The sequence below is a fragment of the Arthrobacter globiformis genome (assembly GCF_046536215.2).
Classification (GTDB): Bacteria; Actinomycetota; Actinomycetes; order Actinomycetales; family Micrococcaceae; genus Arthrobacter; species Arthrobacter globiformis_E.
Genome location: NZ_CM143421.1, coordinates 2,241,350 through 2,260,837, shown reverse-complemented (window position 1 = coordinate 2,260,837; position 19,488 = coordinate 2,241,350). Strand labels below are relative to the sequence as shown.

Here is a 19,488-nt window from a genome sequence, read left to right as displayed (position 1 = left end):
TCCGCCATAGACTGCAGGCGTAAGTCACCACCCCCAAAATTGAGGAGTAGCGATGAACTACAGCGGAAGCCAATATGAGAAGGCCGTGACGGCGGGGGACCTTGACCGCAGCCACGTCGGCCAGACGGTGAGCTTTCAGCCGAACGATTTCACCGTGGTATTCGGCAGGATCGCCGGAATCGCCCGGACCGACGCTCAGGTGTATCTGACCCTGGATGGCGTCGGCGGCGGCACGCACCTGAAGGATGAGTACGACCTGCCAGTTGCGCACGAGGTGTATGTGCAGCTGGACCCGCTGAGCACGGCGGGGAAGACCATTTCGGACGCCGAGCGGGTCATCAAGGAGAAGCTGGACGAGCTCAAGAAGAACCTCCTCGACCGCGAACCGAAGTCCGGCCCCGGCTCCGATACGGAGTAGCGGCGCCCGTTGTCCCTCAAATAGCGAAGAACCCCGCTGCACCGGAATGCAGCGGGGTTCTTCTAGGCAACCGCTCCGCATATGGGGGAACACGGAGCGTTCCCTTTCAAACTAATGGAAAGCTTGCTTAGGTTTCAAATCGGCGCCGCCTTTCCCCGCCCTGCGCAAAGCCTGAAGGGGCGGCTTGGCAGTCAGGGTCGGTCAGACTGCGATGCTGCAGCAGGCACATTCCGGGCCGGCTGGTCGGGTTGCCTGGCCGCTGCCGGAGTCAGTTTGCCGGCATCGTGAAGTGCCAGCCCGCGGGTTTCCGGTGCCCACAACACTGATGCCAGGAACCCGGCGAATGTAATGGCCGCGCCGATAAGCATCGTCGCTCCGATGCCAAGCTCGGCAAGGGAAATGGGAATCAGGTAAGTGCCGATGGCTGCTCCGATTCGGCTAAGCGACGACCCCACGCCCACTGCCGTTCCGCGCACTTCGGTGGGAAACAATTCGTTTGGGTAAACCCAGGTGAGGATCTGCGTTCCGCCCAGGAAAACCGCGTAACCGGCGAAGAAGGCGAGGATCACGAGGGCGTTCGCATTGGGAAAGAAGCCAAGGCCAAGCAGCGCAATGCCCGAGAGCAGAAAGCTCCAGATAACCAGAGGGCGGCGTCCCATCCGGTTCACGAGCAGAAGCGCCACGACACATCCGATAAGGAACAGCAGACTGATGAACGCCGACCCCACGCTCTCCGCGCCGTCCAGGTGGAGAGCCGCCAGGATCTTCGGGCCGAACGCATAGACGCCAAAGAGCGGAACGATTGCGCACGTCCAGAAGATGGTGACGTAGGTGATCCGGCCCAGGTATCCGCCGCGGAAGAGAACCCGAACGTTGAGGTTTTCTTTTTCCTCCGGTTCCCCCTCCAGATCTGCAACACATGCCTGTGGACCGTAGTACTCCTTGATAATTGCGTCGGCCTCGTTCACCCGGCCCTTCTTGAGCAGCCAGCGCGGGGACTCCGGCGTCCCGAGACGGAGCAGCACGAAGATCGTCGCAGGAATGGCCGGGCTAAGCAGCATCCACCGCCAGCCATCCGGGCCTATCGCCAGGAGCAGGTCACCAACGAAGAAGGCCGCGGTGGCGCCCACGAACCACATGACGATCAGGCCGCCGAGGAAAGGGCCGCGGTATTTCCGCGGCGTGAACTCAGCAAGAAGCGAGGTGGCAATCGGGTAGTCGGCTCCCACCGCCATGCCGATCAGCAGGCGCAGGATGAACAGCCATACGACGTCGGTGGCCCAGAACTGAGCGACCGAACAGCCAATGATGGCAATCAGGTCGACGGTGTACAGCACCTGGCGTCCGAACCTGTCTGTCAGGTAGCCACCAAGCGCACCGCCGAGGAAGATGCCGATAAGCGCGGAAGCGCCAAGGAGGCCCTCCCACATGGGGGTCATGTTGAGCTGAGGTGTGATCTGCACCATGGCGATGCCGATGATGCTGAGAATGTAGCCGTCCAGGAGCGGGCCGCCGGAAGAATACAGGGCCAGCTTTTTATGGAAACTGGTGAGGGGAGCGTCGTCTAAGACGTGGTTTGACATCGTGTCCTCCTGGGAGAATCTGCTTGGTTCGTCGACTGTGACGAGCCTCACTCACGACTGTAGGTGGGGCACTCCCGTGCCTATATAGACTGCGGTTCAGTACTGGCGAGGGCACTTTGAACACGTGCCCAAATGTTGAAGGCATCCCCGACGCAGGTGCAGCCAAGGCCCATTAGAAGTCTTTGCCCAGGCCCGCCAGTTTGGCGAGCTGGAGCCCGGCGTGGAGGCGGAACCGGCTTTCCCCGTCCCCAAGTTGTATGCCCAGCAGCTCCTCGGCCCGGCCCAGCCGGTAATAAAGGGTGCCGCGGTGGATATTCAGTCGCCCAACCGCTTCCTGGACGTCCCCGGCACACTCGAGATAGGTCCACAGTGTCACTGCGAGGGGGCTTCGGTCGTCGTCAAAGAGACTGCTGAGCCCGGGTTGCACCATGTCGACGCCACTGGGCGTCCACGGAATCTCGGCGAACATCCGGAACGTCCCAAGACTGTCCCAGGCCCTGCAGCCCTCTTGGGGAGTGAGTCGCTCGGCAACACGGGCACAGTAGCGGCCCTGCCGGTATGAATCGGCCAGTCCATCGACGCCACACACCGCGGATCCGAACCCGATCCCGGCAAACCTCAGCCCATGACGGGCAGCCACGGCCCGTACCGCGTGAGCATGACGCTGTGCAGCAGCAATCACGTCGCCCTTGGCCGGGACCAGTGCCACGAGTTCCGGCGCCCACGCCGCAGGGATCATGGCTGTGCCGCCGGACGTTGTCCCCAGTTCCGCTGCGAATGACTCCAGTGCATCCGCAGTTACGGGCTCTCCAGTTGACGCGACGGTTATTCCCCTTGCCACGAGAACGACGATGGGGGCGTCCGCCGCGGCGTCGTGCCGACGGAGAGCTTCATCAAGAACACCCTGGCGGCCCGCCAAATCCTCGCGGAGCAAGATTCTGAGGGCGGATTCGTCCGCGTCGGCCCGCTCCTGGACCTTCTCGTCGCGCCGGAAGAGGATACGGCCGATTGTCCGTGACGCCCGGTCGACGGCGATATCGTCGGCCTCGCCAATGGGAGGATCGGCGTCGATCAGCCAAATGTGGGCAAAGAGCCGGCCGTTGTGGCGTACTGGATAGACCACGCGAGGCAGGAGGCCCAAAGCCTCATTTGCCGGGATGTGGACCGGCGCGTCCGCGGCATCGAGTCGCCATGGCTTGTAGTAGGCCATCAGCTCGGGGGACTCCGTGCGTGACAACAGCGCGTCGATCCGAGCTTGGTCGACTGCGCCGTAGTGGGCACTTACAGCCAAGGGAATGTACCCCGGCGCCTCGATGTAGACCGAACGGTTGAGCTCGGCGGCTAGCGCCTCGGCCGAGGTCTGTAGTTCATCCTGCATCTGGAACCTTGTGTTGAAGCTGCCCGCGTTGAGCGGCGTTCCATCAGATTACGCCCGTAGTTTGCGCCTTGTGGCACGTCCGATGCCGCAGCAGCACCACGTCCAGCACGTTTTGATCATCTGTTCAAACGGGCCTGCCAAAGTCGCTACGCGGGTCTAAAGCTTGGCGTCCGAAGGATCCATAGGCTCTAAACCAATCATCCGAAGCAGTGACAACAAGGGGGTTGATCTCCATGACAACGATTGGATTCATTGGACTCGGCAACATGGGAGGCCCGATGTGCCACCGCCTCGCCGAAGCAGGCTACGAGGTGTATGCCTTCGACCTCGACAAGGAAAAGCTGGGCGAAGCTGTTGCCCGCGGCGCGAATGCCGCTGATTCAGCGTCAGATTGCGCCGGGAGAGCGGACTTCCTGCTGACTTCGCTTCCCCGCCCGGACCACGTAGAAGCGGTAATGCGGGGAGCCGGGGCGCTGAAGGCCCTCCGTCCGGGAAGCATCTGGGTGGACCTGACCACGAACCGCAAGGAGCTGGTCGCTGAGCTGGCTGCCGAGGCCCCCGAGGGCGTGAACGTGGTCGATTCCCCGGTCACCGGCGCCGTCGACGGCGCCCGCAACGGCCGGCTTACCCTGTTCGCCGGCGGAAAACCTGAACACCTGCAAAGGGTTATCCCCATCCTGGAGACGCTGGGCACCGTCATCAGCTGCGGCGGTTTGGGTACCGGCAACGTGGTCAAGCTGGTGACAAACCAGCTGTGGTTCATCGCATCAGCAGCGATTGGTGAGGGCTTCGCAGTCGGCATGCGCCACGGCGTTGAACTGGATGTGCTGTGGTCGGCGATCGGGCAATCCGTAGGCGATTCCTTTGTGGTGCGCCACGACGCTCCCTCGATCTTCGCCGGACACTACGACCCCTCGTTCTCCCTCAATCTATGCGTCAAGGACCTTCGCCTCATCGGCGAACTCCAGAGCGGTCTTCCCGAGCTTCCCATGACGGACGCCGCCCGGTACGCCTTCAACCGCGCCACCGAACGCTACGGCGCCGATGCCGCAGAACTGTATGTGGCCAAGCACATTGAGGACGATGCTGGTCTTTCCTTCAGGCTCGACGGCGACTGGACCCCGCCGTGGGAGGTCACCGATCCGCACGCTGAACTCACTTCCGAGAGGTGAACCAATGACAACTATCACCCAAAGTGTCCGCCAAGACACCGTCAAAGGCCTGTACATCGGCGGCGCCTGGGAGCAGGCGTCCGACGGCGGCACCTCCACTGTGCGCTGTCCGGCGGACGGGCGTGAGGTGGCGGTGGTCGCCAGGTCGACGGCGGAGGACGCGGAGCGGGCGATCGCCAGTGCGCGGGCCGCGTTCGACGACGGCCCGTGGCGGCGGCTGACGGACATCGAGCGGGGTGCGGTGATGCTCCGCGTTGCCGATCTGCTGGAGCGGGACAAGGCTGCGTACGCCAGGGCCGAGGCGCTGGACACGGGCAAGCGGTTTGTCGAAGCCGAGTACGACATCGATGACATTGCCGCGTGCTTCCGGTATTACGGCAAGGTTGCGGGCCTGGACGCCGGCAGGGTGATCGACACCGGCCGGGCGGATGCCATCAGCCGCGTGGTGTACGAGCCGCTCGGGGTCTGCGCCCTCATTGCGCCGTGGAACTATCCGCTCCTTCAGGCCGCCTGGAAGGTCGCCCCCGCACTGGTTACGGGGAACTCGTTCGTGCTCAAGCCGAGCGAGCTCACGCCGTCCACCTCGATCCTGCTGATGGAGACCCTCGCAGAAGCCGGGGTCCCTGCCGGCGTCGCCAACCTGGTCACCGGCACCGGGTCCAAGGTGGGCGGCCCGCTCAGTTCCGACCCGCGCGTCGACCTCGTCTCGCTGACCGGGAGCCTGGCCACGGGGCAGACGATCATGGCCGCGGCCGCGGAAACGGTGAAGCGGGTGGCGTTTGAGCTGGGCGGGAAGAACCCGAATGTCGTGTTCGCGGACGCGGACTGGGATGCCGCTGTTGATAACGCCCTGACCGCGGTGTTCCTGCACTCGGGCCAGGTCTGCTCGGCAGGGGCGCGGCTGGTGGTCGAGGAGACCATCGCGGAGCGTTTCGTGGCCGAGGTCGTGGAGCGGGCGAAGAAGATCCGGATGGGCGGCCCCTTCGATCCGGCCGCCGAGACCGGACCGCTGATCTCGGCCAAGCACCGGGACCAGGTCCACGCCTACGTCCAGGCCGGCATCGCGGAAGGCGCCGAACTGTTGTGCGGGGGCTACATCCCCGACGAGGGGCCGCTCGCCGACGGGTACTTCTACCCGCCGACGGTGCTTGGCAACTGCCGGTCCGGGATGAGCGTGCTCCTGGAGGAATCCTTCGGCCCGGTGCTGACCGTGGAGACGTTCCGGTCCGAGGCCGAGGCGGTCGCGATCGCGAACGACACCGAGTACGGCCTGGCCGGGGCCGTGTGGACCTCGGACGCGTCCAAGGCGCAGCGGGTCGCGGGGGCGCTGCGGCACGGAACGGTGTGGATCAACGACTACCACCCGTACGTCCCGCAGGCGGAATGGGGCGGTTTCGGTAAGTCCGGGATCGCTCGTGAGCTCGGCCAGGCAGGCCTGTCCGAGTACCGCGAGGCCAAGCACATCTGGCAGAACATCGCCCCGGCCCCCAGCGGCTGGTTCGGCGGTATCGCCGGCTAGTTCCCGGCCGCCGTTCCGCACAGGAAACGCCGGCCCTCTGACTATCCCCTCCAGATCAATGGACGGGGAGTTGGAGGGCCTGCCTTTGCTTTTTCGACTCTCCAACTGGCGTCCCCGAGACCCGGCGCGTGTCGCAATGGCAGACGGCGCGACTCCAGCCGCAAAGCAAAAGACCCTGGGTCTCCTTGTAAACAAGGAGACCCAGGGTCTTCGCTACGTGGCGGTGACGGTGGGATTTGAACCCACGTTGGCTTTTACACCAAACAACATTTCGAGTGTTGCACCTTCGGCCGCTCGGACACGTCACCAACCTGAATAGGGTACCGGAGCAATGCCCGCATCCCCAAAACGGCATGCTTCGCACGCACGGGGACGCGCTCCGGCGCGGCCACGCCGGGCCGCATCTTCCCGGAAATCGCGGCCGGGCACTAGATTCATAAGCAAGATGAGTACTTCCCAGCAGCACACCGAAGCAACCGCATATTGGACCGTGGGCCCGGGCCAGGGTGAACTGCGCAGCGAGAAGCTGCCTGCCCCAGGCCCGGAGGAGGCGCTGGTGCGCTCGCTGTACTCGGGCATCAGCAAGGGCACCGAACTGGTGGTCCACCAGGCCGCCGTTCCGCCCTGCATCGCCGAGGAGATGCGTGCCCCGCACCAGGAAGGCTCCTTCCCGTCTCCGGTGAAGTTCGGCTACCTGTCCGTGGGCGTGGTGGAGCAGGGTCCGGCGGACTGGGTGGGCCAAACCGTGTTCTGCCTCCATCCGCACCAGGATCGCTACGTGGTGCCGGTGTCCTCGCTCACCCGCGTTCCCGACGGCGTCCCTCCCCGCCGCGCGGTCCTCACCGGCACCGTGGAAACGGCCGTGAACGCGCTTTGGGAGGCGGGGCCACGGCTGGGCGACCGCGTCGCGGTGATCGGTGCCGGGCTGGTGGGCGGGATGGTGGCCACGCTGCTGCGCACGTTCCCCCTCGGCCGGCTCCAGCTCGTGGACCTCGACCCCGCCCGCAAGGACCTGGCGGACGAACTGGGCGTGGACTTCGCGCATCCGGACGACGCCCTGGACGACTGTGACATCGTGTTCCACTGCTCCGCGTCCGAAGGCGGCCTGGAACGCAGCCTGAAGCTGGTGGGGGACGAGGGCGAGATCATCGAAATGTCCTGGTACGCCGACCGGAAAATCACCATCCCGCTCGGCGAGGACTTCCACGCCCGCAGGCTCTCCATCCGCGCCAGCCAGGTGGGCGCCGTGGCACGGGCCCGCCGGCACCGCCGGACCACCACGGACCGGCTGGAACTGGCCGTGTCCCTGCTGCAGGATCCGGTGTTCGACGCCTTCCTCACAGGCGCCTCCAAATTTGCCGAGCTGCCTCACGTGGTCCAGGACCTTGCGGCCGGCCGGCTCGAGGCTCTCTGCCACGTGATCGAATACCCCGCCGCCGGCTCAGCCGCAGCCGGTCCCGGCTCCGAAAACCACCACACCACCAGCACAGAAACCGCGAGGTAACCATTGTTCAGCCTGACCGTACGCCGCCACTTCATGATTGCCCACAGCCTTCCCCGGGAGGCGTTCGGGCCGGCCCAGGGCCTGCACGGCGCAACCTTCGTGGCGGAGGTGACGTTCCGCCGTCGTGCCCTCAACGACGACGCCATCGTGCTGGACATCGGCGCCGCCGGCGGAATGATCGAGGAGGTTCTGGCCGGCCTCAACTACCGCAACCTGGACGAACACCCGGACTTCGCCGGGAAACTGAGCACCACGGAGGCGCTGGCGCAGTACATCGCCGGCGCCGTCGCGGAACGCCTGCGGGACGACAAAGACGGCCGCGAGCTCGCCGGTCTGGATGTCACCCTGCGCGAGAACCCCGATGCCTGGGCGAGCTATGCCCTCGAGTTCGACCGCCGCTAAGACTGCCATGCCGCCCCCGCCGCCGGCCATCCGGCTCCTGGTTCCCGGAAACATCCGCCACAACTCCGGCGGCAACGTATACAACGCCGCCCTGGCGCAGGGCCTCGAACAATTGGGTGCGGAGGTGACCATCCAGCCGGTCGCCGGCTACTGGCCGGTGGGCAGCAAGGAAGAACGACGGCGGCTGGCCGGCTTGCTCACGGCAGGAACCACCGCAGGAACCAACACCGTCACCATCGTGGACGGACTGGTCGCCTCCGGCGCCCCTGACGCGATGGAGGAGGCGTCCGCCTGTGGCCGCGCGCCATGGGTCCTGCTGCACATGCCCCTCGACGAACACCCGGACCTGGAGGTCCGGGCACTCCGGGCGGCTGCCGGCGTGATCTGCACCAGCGGTTCGGCCGCCGCCGAGATCACCCGGCGGCACGGACTGGCCGGCGTCCGCGCGGCGCTGCCCGGAACCAAAAAGGGCCCGGTGGCCGCCGGATCCGAGCCGCCGCGCCTGCTCGCCGTGGCGGCACTGCTCCCCAACAAGGACCAGCTGGTCCTCCTCGAGGCGCTTGCCCGGCTGCGGGACCTCGAATGGACGGCAGCCCTCGTCGGATCGGCCACGGCGGACACCGGCTACGCACGCCAGGTGGCAGCCGCGGTGGAACAACACGGCCTGGGCGAGCGGGTGCAGCTCCCGGGCGAACTGACCGGCGAAGCGCTGGAGCAGCAGTGGCACGCCGCCGACCTGAGCCTGCTGATCTCCAGGGTGGAGGCTTTCGGCATGGCAGTCACCGAATCCGTGGCCCGCGGGATACCCGTCATCGTCCGGGCCGGCACCGGCGCGGTGGAGGCGCTGGGGCTCGGCGTGGAAGCCGCCCCGGGACCCAGCGAAGGGGAGACGCCCGCCCTGCCCGGCGCCGTCGTCGAACTCGAAGACTCTGCCGAGACGGACCCCGAGCCGCTGGCGAACCTGCTGCGCAGCTGGCTCACGGACCCCGCATTAAGCGCCGAATGGCGCCGGCGTGCCCTCGCCGGCCGGGAGCTCCTGCCCGGCTGGGAGGCCACTGCCCGGCAGGTGCTCGGCTACGTAGGGCCGAAAGCATCGCCGGGAGGCCATTCCTCGCAACCGCCTGCTGATGGAGAATGAGGCATGACCAGCCACGTCCCGTCTGCCGCCACCCTGGAAAACGCCACGGCCCTCACCCCGGAGTTCCTCCGTGGCTGGGCCTGGCACCGGCAGGGGCTGGACGGCACGCTCGACGGCCGCACGTCGCAGGAGGTGCTCGCCACGGCGGGCTGGGCGCGGTCCGTAGGAGGCGCCAACCCGTATCTCACCCTTTTCGCCCGCGCCGGAATCCGCCGCGGGCAGGTGGACGCGGACGTCCGCGAGCTCAGGATCCACGAACTGCCCACCGCCCGCGGCTGCACCTACGTGCTGGGCCGGGAGGATTTCGACTGGGCGCTGAGCCTGGGCAAAAGCGCCGAGGAGGCCTTCCGGGTCCTGGCCCGGCTCGGCGTCGACCGCGGTGAGATCACGTTGCTGGAGGAACAGATCCTGCACGTACTCGGCGAGGCGGACGGTCCGCTGGACCCCAGGCAGCTCAAGGACGAGCTGGGGGAGTCGGTCCGGAACCTCGGCGAAGAAGGCAAGAAAAAGGGAGCCGCCACCACGCTTCCCACGGCATTGGGTCTGCTGCAGGCGGACGGCCGGATCCGCCGCGTTCCGGTCAACGGGCGGCTGGACCAGCAGCGCTACGCCTACACGCCGTGGGGCCTGCCGCCCAGCCGCCTCAGCCCCGAAGGCGCCCGCGAGGAACTGATCCGCCGGTATCTCGGCTGGACGGGCGGCGCCACAATCAAGCAGTCACAGTGGTTCACCGGCTTCACCCTCACCGACAGTAAGGCGGCGCTCGCCGCCGCCGGAGCCGTGGCGGTACCCACCGCCGCCGGCGACGTGCTCTGGATGCTGCCGGCCGACGTCGAACGCCTCGCCGACTTCAGCCCCCCGGAAGGGGAACAGATCCAGCTGCTGGCCGGCACCGATTCGCTCGTGCTGCACCGCCGGAACGCGGGTGACCTCTTTGCCGACGAGGACAGGGACCGGAAGCTGCTGAACACCACCCTGGCCCTGCAGGCGGACCTGCCGGACCACCCCATCTTCGACCGCGGCCGGATCATCGGACTCTGGCAGTATGATCCCGGCAGGGAAAGGATCGCGGCCTGGCTCTTTGCCGGCCGGACGCCCGCCGTCGAACAGCGCATTGCCGAAGTGGAGGCGTGGATCCGGGAGGACCTTGGAGACTTCCGCTCCTTCAGCCTCGATTCGCCTGCGTCCCGGCAGGAGCGGATCGACGCCCTGGACGCCGCCCGCTAAACGGCGAAGTTAGCTGGGCCGGCTACCGGTGCGGTGCGCCGCGAAGAACTCCCGCAGCATTGCGCCGCATTCGTCCTCCTGCACGCCCGCGTAGACCTCCACCCAGTGGTTCAGGCGGCGCTCGCGGAGGATATCGAACACGGAGCCCGCCGCACCCGCCTTCTCATCCCAGGCCCCGAACACCACACGGTGGATCCGGGCCAGGACGATGGCCCCGGCGCACATGGCGCAGGGTTCCAGGGTCACCACCAGCGTGCAGTCCTCCAGCCGCCACCCGTCGCCGCCGCCGCCGTCGAGCGCCGCGCGTTCCCGGAGCCGCGCGGCGGCCTCGCGGATGGCCACCACCTCGGCGTGCGCGGTGGGGTCGCCGAGGGCCTCGCGCTCGTTGCGGCCGGTGCCCAGGACCGTCCCGTCCGGCCCAACTACGACGGCGCCAATCGGCACATCCTCGGTTGCCAGGGCCCGCCGGGCTTCTTCGAGGGCAAGGCCCATCCATTCCAGGTGTTGCGGATCTGCGGGGGCCATGGGTCAATGATAGTTTCGAAGGGTACTTACCAACGGACAACGCGAGCGCCGGGAGTAACGATGAAGTCCCTGACTGAGCGGTACGGCAGGTGGCTCGGGCCTTACGCGGCCCTGTGGATCACCCTCGTCATCGGCGGCTTCCTGGTGGTGGTCCTGACGCTGCTGAGCGCCGAGGTCTACGACAGCGTCGTGGACCAGAACGGCGTCTCCGGACTGGACAAGCCCGCCCTCCAGCTGGCCAAGGAATACCGGAACCCCGGACTCGACTCGGCCGTCACGGCCTTCACGAACATCGGCGGCGGCATCGGCATGCCCATCCTGGCGAGCATCCTCGTGGCCTGGCTGATCTATGTCAGCCGCAGCTGGCGGCCGCTCATCCTGGTGGGCGGCGCAGCGGCGGTCTCCGTCACCGCCACCAGCGTGGGCAAGACCCTGCTGGGCCGCACCCGGCCTGACCACATCGACGCCGTTCCGCCCTTCGAGTTCTCGCCGTCCTTCCCCAGCGGGCACACGCTGAACACCACCGTGGTGATCGGCATCGTCGTGTACCTGGTGTGCCTGCAGTTCCGGAAGGCGTCGGCCCGGACGTGGGTGGTTGTCGCGGGGGCCGTGTTCATTCTCGCCATGGGACTGAGCCGCGTGTTCCTCGGACACCACTGGCTGACGGACGTGATGGCCGCCTGGCTGATCGGGGCGGCCTGGGTGGCCGTCGTGATCCTGGCCCACCGGCTGTTCCACGTCATCCGCCGACGGGAGCATGCAGGCCCCGCGCCCACGTTCGAGCATCCGGCCCACATCAAGGGCAGCAAGGCCGAGCGGGCGGAGCGTCTCCAGGGGACTCCCGGTGCCGGGGGAGGAGCCGGAAACCGGGGCGGGGAGCCAAGCCCCGGGTGATAGTTTTGACCCATGCGCACACTCGTCGTGGACCATCCGCTGGTCGCCCACAAGCTCACCGTCCTGCGGGATAAGAACACCCCCTCGCCGGTCTTCCGCCAGCTCACCGAGGAACTGGTCACGCTCCTCGCCTACGAGGCCACACGCGACGTCCGCACCCAGCCGGTCACCATCGAAACGCCGGTTGCCACCACGGTGGGCACCGCGTTCACCAAGCCCACTCCGCTGGTGGTCCCCATCCTGCGTGCCGGGCTGGGAATGCTCGAGGGCATGACCAAACTTGTCCCCACGGCCGAAGTGGGTTTCCTGGGCATGGCCCGCGACGAGGAAACCCTGGACATCATCACCTACGCCGAGCGCCTGCCGGACGACCTTTCGGGCCGGCAGATCTTCGTCCTGGATCCCATGCTGGCCACCGGCGGCACGCTGCGTGAGGCCATCAAGTTCCTGTTCAAGCGCGGCGCCGCCGACGTCACCTGCATCTGCCTGCTGGCCGCGCCGGAGGGCCTGGCCAAGCTGGAGGAGGAACTCAAGGACGCCAACGTCACCATCGTCCTTGCGTCCATCGACGAGAAGCTGAACGAGAAGGCCTACATCGTCCCCGGCCTGGGCGACGCCGGCGACCGGCTCTACGGCATCGCCGGGTAAGGCCGCGCCGAAGTCCCGCACCACCAAAGTCCCGCGCCGCCAAAGTTCACCGGCGGAGGTCTTCCGGACGGCAGTGCGCCCCGGCTAGCCTGTGCACCATGGACTGGAAACTTGAACTCGTCTTCGTCCCCGTGTCCGATGTGGACCGCGCCAAGGACTTCTACGTCAACAAGGTCGGTTTCAACGCCGACTACGACGAGCGGCCCATGGACGGCATCCGCTTCGTCCAGCTGACCCCGCCCGGGTCGGGCTGCTCGATCGCCATCGGGGAAGGCCTCAACGATGCTCCTCCCGGCACGGCGCCCAGCCTCCAGCTGGTGGTCAGCGACATTAACAAGGCCCACGACCAGCTCAAAACGAACGGCGTGGACGTCAGCGACGTGGACGTCCAGGACTGGGGCCATTTCGTCTACTTCGCGGACCCCGACGGCAACAAGTGGGCGGTGCAGTACCTGCTCAACCGGCCGAACGGCTAATCCGGAACGGCGCGTCCGGGAACCGGATAAGGCAGGATGGAAGCCATGAGCCTTCCTGCCGAGTCCGCCACCATCACGCTGACAGCCCGTGCCGTCCTGTTCGACATGGACGGCACGCTCGTTGATTCCACGGCCATCGTGGAGCGCGTGTGGACAGAGTTCGCCGGCCGCTACGGCCTTGATATCGCCGAAATCCTCCGCACCTCGCACGGGGTTCAGGCGCTGGATACTGTCCGCCGCTTCGCTCCGGAGGGCGCCGATGTCCATGCCCTGGCGGCCGAGCTGGGACACATGGAACTGACCGAGACCGACGGCATCGTCGCGGTGCCGGGGGCGCTGCGGCTGCTCGAGTCGCTGCCGGCCGACGCCGTGGCCCTGGTGACGTCGGCGTCGCGGGACCTCGCCACCGTCCGGATGGCGGCGGCGGGGGTGGAGCTTCCGGCGGCGATGGTCACCTCGGAGGACGTGTCCCGCGGCAAGCCGCATCCCGAGGGCTACCTGCTTGGCGCGTCGCTGCTCGGGGCCGACCCGGCGCAGGCGGTGGTGTTTGAGGACGCCCCCGCCGGCATCGCTGCAGGAGTCGCCGCCGGCATCAGGACCGTCGCGGTGGGCCCGAACACCGGCGTCCTCCCCGACGGCGTCCTGCACATCCCGGACTACACCTCCGTCACCGCGGCGGTGGAAATCGGCGAGGACGGGCGCCGGGAGATCTCGCTGCGCCTGTAGCCTGCGCCGGTCTCGCCCAGTGCCCGGCTCGCCCAGTGCCCGGCCCGCCCAGAGGCCGGAGGGGCGGGCAGCCTCAGGACAACTCGTACACCGTGGCGCCGCCGATGGTTTCGGCCTGGAAGTTGGCGGCCACCCACTCCGAGATCCGCACCGCCGCGTCGGACCCTGTTTTACCCTGCATCATGCTTCCGCCGATGAAGTAGTGGATTTTGCCGTCCGCCACGAGCTGCTGGAACTCCTCCAGCGTGGGTGCAGGATCGGTCCCGTTGAAGCCTCCGACGGCCATGACCGGGAGTTCGGCGGCAAGCTGGTAGCCGGCCGCGTTGTTGGAACCCACGACGGCGGCAGCCCAGGTGTAGTTTGCCGCGTCCGTCTGCAGCGCGGTCACCACCGTGTCCGACGGCGTACTGGTACCCAGCAGGCCGCCCACGCCGCCTCCCCGGCCGCCGAATCTGCCGGGATTCGCGGGGGCGCCCGGCCCTGCGAGCGTTCCCTGCCTGCCAGAGTTCCCCAGCCTGCCAAAGGTCCCCGGCCCGCCGAAGTTGCCGCGGTCTCCCGTTGCAGCCGGCCCGGCGCTGACGATCGCGCCGGAATGCGCCGTGGCCGCGGTGGTGAGGGAGTAGGCCAGCGGCGCGGCGAGGGCCGCGGCAACCGCGGCAGCCGCCGTCGTGCGCTGCAGCGCCTTGCCAACCCCGCCGGCGGGAGCGAGCGGGAGCAGCAGCAGGACCACGGCCGCCAGCGCTGAGATCAGCACCACCCAGCGGAGCCACGGGACGTACGCGGGCGAGCGGCCCAGCAGCTGGAAGGCCATGGCCCCGGCGGCTGCCACCGCCGCGGCGAGCGGTACCGCGGCGGCCGGCAGGGAACGGCGCTGCCAGAGCAGGACGCCGCCCAGACCCGCGAGACCCGCGATTCCCGGTGCCAGGGCCACCATGTAGTACGGATGGATGATGCCGGCCATGAAGCTGAACGTCAGTCCGGTGACCACCACCCACAGGCCCCAGATCACCACGGAGGCCCGGACAGCGTCGGTCCGCGGCGCCCGCCGGCCGATCCACAGGAGGGCTCCGGCGAGGACCATGACGGACGGCAGCAGCCAGGCGATCTGCCCGCCGAACTCGCTGTTGAAGAGCCGCAGCAGCCCGGGCGTTCCCCAGCCGTTCCCGCCGCCGACGCTGCCGGTCTCGTCGCCGTTGAGCCGGCCCAGCCCGTTGTACCCGAGAGTCAGCTCAAGGATGGAGTTGGTCTGCGAGCCGCCAATGTAGGGCCGGTTCGCCGCGGGGATGAGCTCGACGGCCGCCAGCCACCACCCGGCCGACACCGCCAGGGCCGCTCCGGCGCCGGCCAGCTGAAGCAGGCGCTTCCCAAGGGTGACCGGGGCGGCAAGCAGGTAGCCCGCCGCGAGCCCCGGCACCACCAGCAGCACCTGCAGCTGCTTGGTCAGGAAACCGAAGCCCAGGAACACGCCCGCCAGCAGGAGCCAGCGGAAGCGCGCATCCTGGATGGAACGCAGCACGGCGTAGGCGGCCGCCGTCATGAGCAGGACCAGCAGCGCGTCGGGGTTGTTGAACCGGAACATCAGGGTGGCCACCGGCGTCAGGGCCATCACCGCGCCGGCCAGCAGGCCGCCGAGGTGGGCCAGCCGGTCGTCGCCAGCGGCGGGCCGGGCGGCGCGGCGCACGGCCAGGTAGAGCAGCCACGCCGTGGCCACGCCCATCAGGGCCTGGGGCACCAGGATGCTCCACGGGTTCAGGCCGAAGAGCCGGACCGAGAGGCCGGTGATCCAGAGGGCAGCCGGCGGTTTGTCCACGGTGATGGCGTTGGCGGAGTCGGACGAGCCGAAGAACCAGGCCGTCCAGTCCTGCGATCCGGCCTGGGCCGCCGCCGAGTAGAAGGCGTTGGCCCAGCCGGAGGCACCCAGGTTCCACAGGTAGAGGACTGACGTGCCGAGCAGCAGCGCGGTAAGTTCCAGCCGGGACCGCAGCACCCCCCGGGAAATCCGGGTCCGGCGGGCCGCTCTGTTCAGTCGTGGCTGTTGCGGTGTCCGTGGCTGGCGCGGGGCCTGCGGCCGTCCGGCGGGTTGTCGTGTGGGACCCTCGTTCGGGGCCCCGGCCGGGGAGCGGGGAAGGGTGTCGGTCATGATGGCCTACTTGGTCAGCTTGTAGACGGTGGAGTTGCCCACGGTCTGGGCCTGGAAGTTCGCCGCAACCCAGGTGGCCACCTCGGAGTTGCCGCCGCGGCCCCCGCCGCCGCCCATCCCGCCGCCGGAGATGAAGTAGCCGATTTCGCCGTTGTTCACCATCTCCTGGAACTGCGCGAGGGTGGGGTAGGGGTCGCCGCCGTTCCAGCCGCCGAGGGCAATCACGTTGGTGCCGGTGGTGAGTTCCAGGCTGGCTGCCTGGCTGGCGCCGGAAACAATCCCGGACCACTTCGCAGTGCTGGCCTTGAGCAGCGCGGTGAGTTCGGAGTTCGCAGCACCGGCGCCGTCGGGACCCATGGCACCGCCGGCACCGCCGGGGAAAGTACCGCCCGGCGCGGAACCATCGTTGCCGCCGAAAGCAGTGCCGCCGTCGGTTGAGCCGTTGGGTGCCAGACCGGAACCGTCAGCCAGCCCCGAGCCCGTGGTTTCCGGTCCGGCAAAGCCGGCGCGTCCGCCCAGTCCGCCCGGTCGGCCCATCGCGGACGCGGTGGGGCCCGACGTCGGGATCGATCCGGAGTGCGGCTGGGCTGCCGTGGTGAAGGTCCAGGCAGTGCTGCCCAGCCCGCCCGCCAGCAGCGCGACCGCCACGACGGTGGCCGTTGCCGCCTTGCGGAACCGGGCCGGAACCGCTTTGAGTGAATCGAGCCGGAGCAGGAGCGCGACTGCGGCCAGGACGCCGAGGATCACCACGGCCACCCTGATCCAGGGCAGCCACGTGGCGTCGCGGCCCAGGAGCACCGCGGACCAGACCGACCCCGCCAGGACCGTGGCGGCCAGGGTAATCCGGGCGGGCAGGTAGGCGCGGCCGCGCCACAGTTCCACGGCGCCGATGCCCACCAGTGCGGCTATTGCCGGGGCCAGCGCAACGGCGTAGTAGGGGTGGACAGTGCCGCTCATGAAGCTCAGGATGCCGGCGGTGACCAGCAGCCAGCCGCCCCAGAGGATTAGGGCCGCGCGGGTACGGGAGGTGCGTGCCTCGCGGCGCGTAAACCACAGGCCGGCGACCAGTAGGATCAGGGCCGACGGAAGCAGCCAGGACACCTCGCCGCCGAAGCTGGTCCCGAACATCCGGGTGATCCCGGCGGTGCCGCCGAAGCCGACGTTTCCGCCCATGCCCCCGCCGCCACCGCCGGGCATGCCGCCGCCCACGCCGCCTTCGGAGCCGGTGATGCGGCCCAGGCCGTTGTAGCCGAAGGTCAGTTCGAGGAAGCTGTTGGTCTCGGACCCCGCCATGTAGGGCCGGGCCGAGGCCGGCGTGAGCTGAAACAGCGCGATGTAGCTGCCGGCCACCAGCACGATGCCCCCTGCAGCGGCGAGCAGGTGCAGGAAACGACGTCCGAGCGTGGTGGGGGCGGCCCAGAGGTAGGCCAGCGCGAGGCCGGGAACGATCAGGAAGCCCTGGAGCATCTTGGTCAGGAAGGCCAGGCCGATCACTGCACCGGCCGCCGCCAGCCACTTCCAGCCGGCCTTTTCAATGGCCCGGGTGGTCAGGTAGGCGGCCAGCACCAGGCACAGGGTGAGCAGCGCGTCCGGGTTGTTGAACCGGAACATCAGCGCGGCCACCGGGGTCAGGGCCAGCACGCCGCCGGCAAGCAGTCCCGCCGCGGGGCCGGAGATCCGTTTGACCGTGAGGTAGAGGAGTCCGACGGCGGCCACGCCCATGAGTGCCTGCGGCACCAGCATGCTCAGCGGCGAGAAGCCGAACACCCGGCCCACAAGGGCCGGAATCCACAGCGCCGCCGGAGGCTTGTCCACGGTGATTGCGTTGCCGGCGTCGAGGGAGCCGAACAGCAGCGCCGTCCAGTCCTTGGTGCCCGCCTGGATGGCTGCCGCGTAAAAGGAGTTGGCGTATCCCGTGGCTTCGAGGTTCCACAGGTACAGCACAGCGGTGAACGCCAGCAGCGCTGCCGCCGAGGGCCGGATCCAGCGGGGCTGGTTTCCCAGCAGCAGCCCGGATGCCCTGCCGGCCCGGCGGGTCCGCTGCGGCGTGGGATGCTCGTCGGCCGTCGGCCCGAGCTCCTGGGCCTGATCCTGGGTCTGGTCTGTCGTCTGGTTTGGGGGAGTGGCGGTGGTGCTCATGACTGTGCCGTTTCTGTGGTTGTGTCGGACGCCCGCGGGCGGGAAGCCCCGGACGCGGCAGGATCTGCGGGAGCGTTGGTGGGGGACGCCGCGGGATCTGCGGGGGCGTTGGCGGGGAGTGGCCGCCGCCGGAAGACCCACAGCCGGAACAGCAGGAACTTCAGCGCGGTGGCCGCGAGGTTCGCGGCGGTGACGGTTGCGAGCTCAAGCCAGCGGTCCGGCGTCGTGCCTCCCGGCAGTGCGCCGCTGTGGACCAGGGCGAGCGCGCCGGAGGTGAGGGCGAGCCCGATCCCGAACACCAGCAGCCCTTCAAAGTGGTGGCGGGCAACATCGCTGCTGCCGGCGATGCCGAATGTGAAGCGCCGGTTCGCGGCGGTGTTGGCCACGGCCGTGGTGAGCAGGGCCAGCAGGTTGGCCAGCTGCGGGTCCATCAGGTTGCGGCAGAGGTAGAAGAGGACCAGGTACGCCAGGGTGGAGGCCACGCCGATGGTGCCGAACCGCACCAGCTGGCCGAAGAGGCTGCCGCCCGGGCTCTGCTCCTGGCTGCGTGAGGCGGCGGGAAGGGGGCCGCGGGCCAGGGCTGCGCGGAGTTCCGCGACGGGGATGCGGCCGGTAACCATGTCCTTGCTGAGCCGGGCCATGCCGCGCATATCGGCGAGGGCCGTCTGGACGATGTCCACGCTGGAGTTGGGGTCGTCGGTCCAGTCCACCGGCACCTCGTGGACGCGAAGGCCGCACCGTTCGGCGAGGACCAGGAGTTCGGTGTCGAAGAACCACGCGGTGTCCACGGTGTGGGGCAGGATCTGCTGGGCGATGTCGGCGCGGATGGCCTTGAAGCCGCACTGCGCGTCGCTGAAGTGGGCGCCCATCAGGGACTGCAGCATGAAGTTGTAGCTGCGGGAGATGAATTCGCGCTTCGGCCCGCGGACCACCCGGGAGTTGCGGGTGAGCCGCGTGCCGATGGCCAGGTCCGAGTGGCCGGAGATCAGCGGGGCCAGGAGCGGGCCCAGGGCGGCCAGATCGGTGGAGAGGTCCACGTCCATGTAGGCCAGGACCGGCGAGGGCGAAGCCAGCCAGACTTTCCGCAGGGCGTTGCCGCGGCCCTTCTCCTCGAGGTGCACCACGGTGACCTCGCGCAGTTCCCGGGCCACGCGTTCGGCCGCCTTGAGCGTGCCGTCGGTGCTCGCGTTGTCCGCAACCGTGATGCGGAACGAATGCGGGAACGTGCCGCGCAGGTAGGCGTGGAGCCGGCGCAGGCATTCCTCCAGGTCGCGTTCCTCGTTGAAGACCGGGATGGTCACATCCAGGACCGGTGCCGCGGTGGAGGTGTCGATGGGCGACCGCCGGGTGTGCCTGAGGAGGGTCTGCGCCGGGACGTGTCCGGCCGTGCCGGTTCCATGGGGCGCGTGCGGCTGGACGCGCAGAGGCGGGTGCGGCTGGGTTCCGGAGTCCTGGTCAGTGATGGTCATGCATCAACAGTGGCGGCCGCTGTTATGAGGGTTTTAGGGCGCAGCTGTGCGGGGGCTGTGGAAGTGTTTCCGCATGTGATTGCCGCATTTCTGCACCACTTTGCCCGCCGCGGGGAGAATGCGGACAGCA

General features: G+C 68.3%; 17 protein-coding genes and 1 tRNA gene. 11 read left to right on the top strand and 7 right to left on the bottom strand.

The window, feature by feature from the left end:
• Positions 1 to 52 precede the first annotated feature (52 nt).
• On the top strand, positions 53 to 418 hold the full coding sequence (locus tag R5O87_RS10070; protein ID WP_410555175.1) for a hypothetical protein: 366 nt from the start codon (positions 53 to 55) through the stop codon (positions 416 to 418).
• A gap of 191 nt (positions 419 to 609) precedes the next feature.
• Here R5O87_RS10070 and R5O87_RS10065 read toward each other — a convergent pair whose 3' ends face one another.
• Together R5O87_RS10065 and R5O87_RS10060 are read right to left on the bottom strand one after the other, a co-directional pair.
• The gene (locus R5O87_RS10065; RefSeq protein WP_410555174.1) at positions 610 to 2,001 is read right to left on the bottom strand and encodes an MFS transporter; all 1,392 of its coding nucleotides are present in this window, start codon (positions 1,999 to 2,001) and stop codon (positions 610 to 612) included.
• A gap of 172 nt (positions 2,002 to 2,173) precedes the next feature.
• Positions 2,174 to 3,379, bottom strand: a complete 1,206-nt coding sequence (locus R5O87_RS10060) for a PucR family transcriptional regulator (protein ID WP_410555173.1) — start codon at positions 3,377 to 3,379, stop codon at positions 2,174 to 2,176.
• 233 nt (positions 3,380 to 3,612) lie between these two features.
• Between R5O87_RS10060 and R5O87_RS10055 the strand changes: the two genes are divergently transcribed.
• Together R5O87_RS10055 and R5O87_RS10050 are read left to right on the top strand one after the other, a co-directional pair.
• A complete protein-coding gene (locus R5O87_RS10055; RefSeq protein WP_410555172.1) occupies positions 3,613 to 4,551 on the top strand; it encodes an NAD(P)-dependent oxidoreductase in 939 nt (312 codons plus the stop codon).
• 4 nt (positions 4,552 to 4,555) lie between these two features.
• Positions 4,556 to 6,070 (top strand): aldehyde dehydrogenase family protein, encoded by a 1,515-nt coding sequence (locus R5O87_RS10050; protein WP_410555171.1) that lies wholly within the window; start codon positions 4,556 to 4,558, stop codon positions 6,068 to 6,070.
• Between the two features lie 218 nt (positions 6,071 to 6,288).
• Here R5O87_RS10050 and R5O87_RS10045 read toward each other — a convergent pair.
• Positions 6,289 to 6,378, bottom strand: a tRNA-Ser gene (locus tag R5O87_RS10045).
• A 137-nt stretch (positions 6,379 to 6,515) separates the two neighbouring features.
• Between R5O87_RS10045 and R5O87_RS10040 the strand changes: the two genes are divergently transcribed.
• From R5O87_RS10040 to R5O87_RS10025, 4 genes are read left to right on the top strand one after another with little or no spacing between them, the layout of a single operon-like run.
• Positions 6,516 to 7,574 (top strand): zinc-dependent alcohol dehydrogenase, encoded by a 1,059-nt coding sequence (locus tag R5O87_RS10040; protein ID WP_410555170.1) that lies wholly within the window; start codon positions 6,516 to 6,518, stop codon positions 7,572 to 7,574.
• A 3-nt stretch (positions 7,575 to 7,577) separates the two neighbouring features.
• The gene (locus R5O87_RS10035; protein WP_410555169.1) at positions 7,578 to 7,976 is read left to right on the top strand and encodes a 6-pyruvoyl trahydropterin synthase family protein; all 399 of its coding nucleotides are present in this window, start codon (positions 7,578 to 7,580) and stop codon (positions 7,974 to 7,976) included.
• Between the two features lie 7 nt (positions 7,977 to 7,983).
• Positions 7,984 to 9,114: a glycosyltransferase family 4 protein gene (locus R5O87_RS10030; protein WP_410555168.1), complete on the top strand. Its 1,131-nt coding sequence runs from the start codon at positions 7,984 to 7,986 to the stop codon at positions 9,112 to 9,114.
• A gap of 3 nt (positions 9,115 to 9,117) precedes the next feature.
• Entirely contained in the window at positions 9,118 to 10,341 is a 1,224-nt protein-coding gene (locus R5O87_RS10025) for a DNA glycosylase AlkZ-like family protein (RefSeq protein ID WP_410555167.1), read from the top strand.
• 9 nt (positions 10,342 to 10,350) lie between these two features.
• Here the strand turns inward: R5O87_RS10025 and R5O87_RS10020 are convergent, their stop codons facing one another.
• Positions 10,351 to 10,866: a nucleoside deaminase gene (locus R5O87_RS10020; RefSeq protein WP_410555166.1), complete on the bottom strand. Its 516-nt coding sequence runs from the start codon at positions 10,864 to 10,866 to the stop codon at positions 10,351 to 10,353.
• 60 nt (positions 10,867 to 10,926) lie between these two features.
• Here R5O87_RS10020 and R5O87_RS10015 point away from each other — a divergent pair, with 60 nt between their 5' ends.
• The 4 genes from R5O87_RS10015 to R5O87_RS10000 all read left to right on the top strand — a co-directional run bounded on the left by R5O87_RS10015 (position 10,927) and on the right by R5O87_RS10000 (position 13,610).
• Complete coding sequence (locus R5O87_RS10015; RefSeq protein ID WP_410555165.1) at positions 10,927 to 11,760, top strand: phosphatase PAP2 family protein; 834 nt, start codon at positions 10,927 to 10,929, stop codon at positions 11,758 to 11,760.
• A 12-nt stretch (positions 11,761 to 11,772) separates the two neighbouring features.
• A complete protein-coding gene (upp, locus tag R5O87_RS10010) occupies positions 11,773 to 12,408 on the top strand; it encodes a uracil phosphoribosyltransferase (protein WP_377991127.1) in 636 nt (211 codons plus the stop codon).
• Positions 12,409 to 12,506: 98 nt separating this feature from the next.
• Complete coding sequence (locus R5O87_RS10005) at positions 12,507 to 12,884, top strand: VOC family protein (RefSeq protein ID WP_410555164.1); 378 nt, start codon at positions 12,507 to 12,509, stop codon at positions 12,882 to 12,884.
• A gap of 45 nt (positions 12,885 to 12,929) precedes the next feature.
• Positions 12,930 to 13,610, top strand: coding sequence for an HAD-IA family hydrolase (locus R5O87_RS10000; RefSeq protein WP_410555163.1), 681 nt, complete (start codon positions 12,930 to 12,932; stop codon positions 13,608 to 13,610).
• Positions 13,611 to 13,683: 73 nt separating this feature from the next.
• Here R5O87_RS10000 and R5O87_RS09995 read toward each other — a convergent pair whose 3' ends face one another.
• Genes R5O87_RS09995 through R5O87_RS09985 form a run of 3 tightly spaced genes read right to left on the bottom strand, consistent with a single transcriptional unit; the run spans position 13,684 to position 19,358 of the window.
• A complete protein-coding gene (locus R5O87_RS09995) occupies positions 13,684 to 15,750 on the bottom strand; it encodes an ArnT family glycosyltransferase (protein WP_410555162.1) in 2,067 nt (688 codons plus the stop codon).
• Positions 15,751 to 15,756: 6 nt separating this feature from the next.
• Positions 15,757 to 17,889, bottom strand: a complete 2,133-nt coding sequence (locus R5O87_RS09990) for an ArnT family glycosyltransferase (RefSeq protein ID WP_410555161.1) — start codon at positions 17,887 to 17,889, stop codon at positions 15,757 to 15,759.
• The gene (locus R5O87_RS09985) at positions 17,886 to 19,358 is read right to left on the bottom strand and encodes a bifunctional glycosyltransferase family 2/GtrA family protein (RefSeq protein WP_410555160.1); all 1,473 of its coding nucleotides are present in this window, start codon (positions 19,356 to 19,358) and stop codon (positions 17,886 to 17,888) included. The genes R5O87_RS09990 and R5O87_RS09985 overlap by 4 nt, the downstream gene beginning before the upstream one ends.
• Positions 19,359 to 19,488: the final 130 nt, after the last annotated feature.

What these genes read in the sequence shown, in the direction of transcription:
- R5O87_RS09985 (WP_410555160.1), bottom strand. Translation starts at nt 19,358, where the DNA reads ATGACCATCACTGACCAGGACTCCGGAACCCAGCCGCACCCGCCTCTG.
- R5O87_RS10070 (WP_410555175.1), top strand. Translation starts at nt 53, where the DNA reads ATGAACTACAGCGGAAGCCAATATGAGAAGGCCGTGACGGCGGGGGAC.
- R5O87_RS10055 (WP_410555172.1), top strand. Translation starts at nt 3,613, where the DNA reads ATGACAACGATTGGATTCATTGGACTCGGCAACATGGGAGGCCCGATG.
- R5O87_RS10000 (WP_410555163.1), top strand. Translation starts at nt 12,930, where the DNA reads ATGAGCCTTCCTGCCGAGTCCGCCACCATCACGCTGACAGCCCGTGCC.
- R5O87_RS10060 (WP_410555173.1), bottom strand. Translation starts at nt 3,379, where the DNA reads ATGCAGGATGAACTACAGACCTCGGCCGAGGCGCTAGCCGCCGAGCTC.
- R5O87_RS10025 (WP_410555167.1), top strand. Translation starts at nt 9,118, where the DNA reads ATGACCAGCCACGTCCCGTCTGCCGCCACCCTGGAAAACGCCACGGCC.
- R5O87_RS10065 (WP_410555174.1), bottom strand. Translation starts at nt 2,001, where the DNA reads ATGTCAAACCACGTCTTAGACGACGCTCCCCTCACCAGTTTCCATAAA.
- R5O87_RS09995 (WP_410555162.1), bottom strand. Translation starts at nt 15,750, where the DNA reads ATGACCGACACCCTTCCCCGCTCCCCGGCCGGGGCCCCGAACGAGGGT.
- upp (WP_377991127.1), top strand. Translation starts at nt 11,773, where the DNA reads ATGCGCACACTCGTCGTGGACCATCCGCTGGTCGCCCACAAGCTCACC.
- R5O87_RS10040 (WP_410555170.1), top strand. Translation starts at nt 6,516, where the DNA reads ATGAGTACTTCCCAGCAGCACACCGAAGCAACCGCATATTGGACCGTG.
- R5O87_RS10015 (WP_410555165.1), top strand. Translation starts at nt 10,927, where the DNA reads ATGAAGTCCCTGACTGAGCGGTACGGCAGGTGGCTCGGGCCTTACGCG.
- R5O87_RS09990 (WP_410555161.1), bottom strand. Translation starts at nt 17,889, where the DNA reads ATGAGCACCACCGCCACTCCCCCAAACCAGACGACAGACCAGACCCAG.
- R5O87_RS10020 (WP_410555166.1), bottom strand. Translation starts at nt 10,866, where the DNA reads ATGGCCCCCGCAGATCCGCAACACCTGGAATGGATGGGCCTTGCCCTC.
- R5O87_RS10030 (WP_410555168.1), top strand. Translation starts at nt 7,984, where the DNA reads ATGCCGCCCCCGCCGCCGGCCATCCGGCTCCTGGTTCCCGGAAACATC.
- R5O87_RS10005 (WP_410555164.1), top strand. Translation starts at nt 12,507, where the DNA reads ATGGACTGGAAACTTGAACTCGTCTTCGTCCCCGTGTCCGATGTGGAC.
- R5O87_RS10050 (WP_410555171.1), top strand. Translation starts at nt 4,556, where the DNA reads ATGACAACTATCACCCAAAGTGTCCGCCAAGACACCGTCAAAGGCCTG.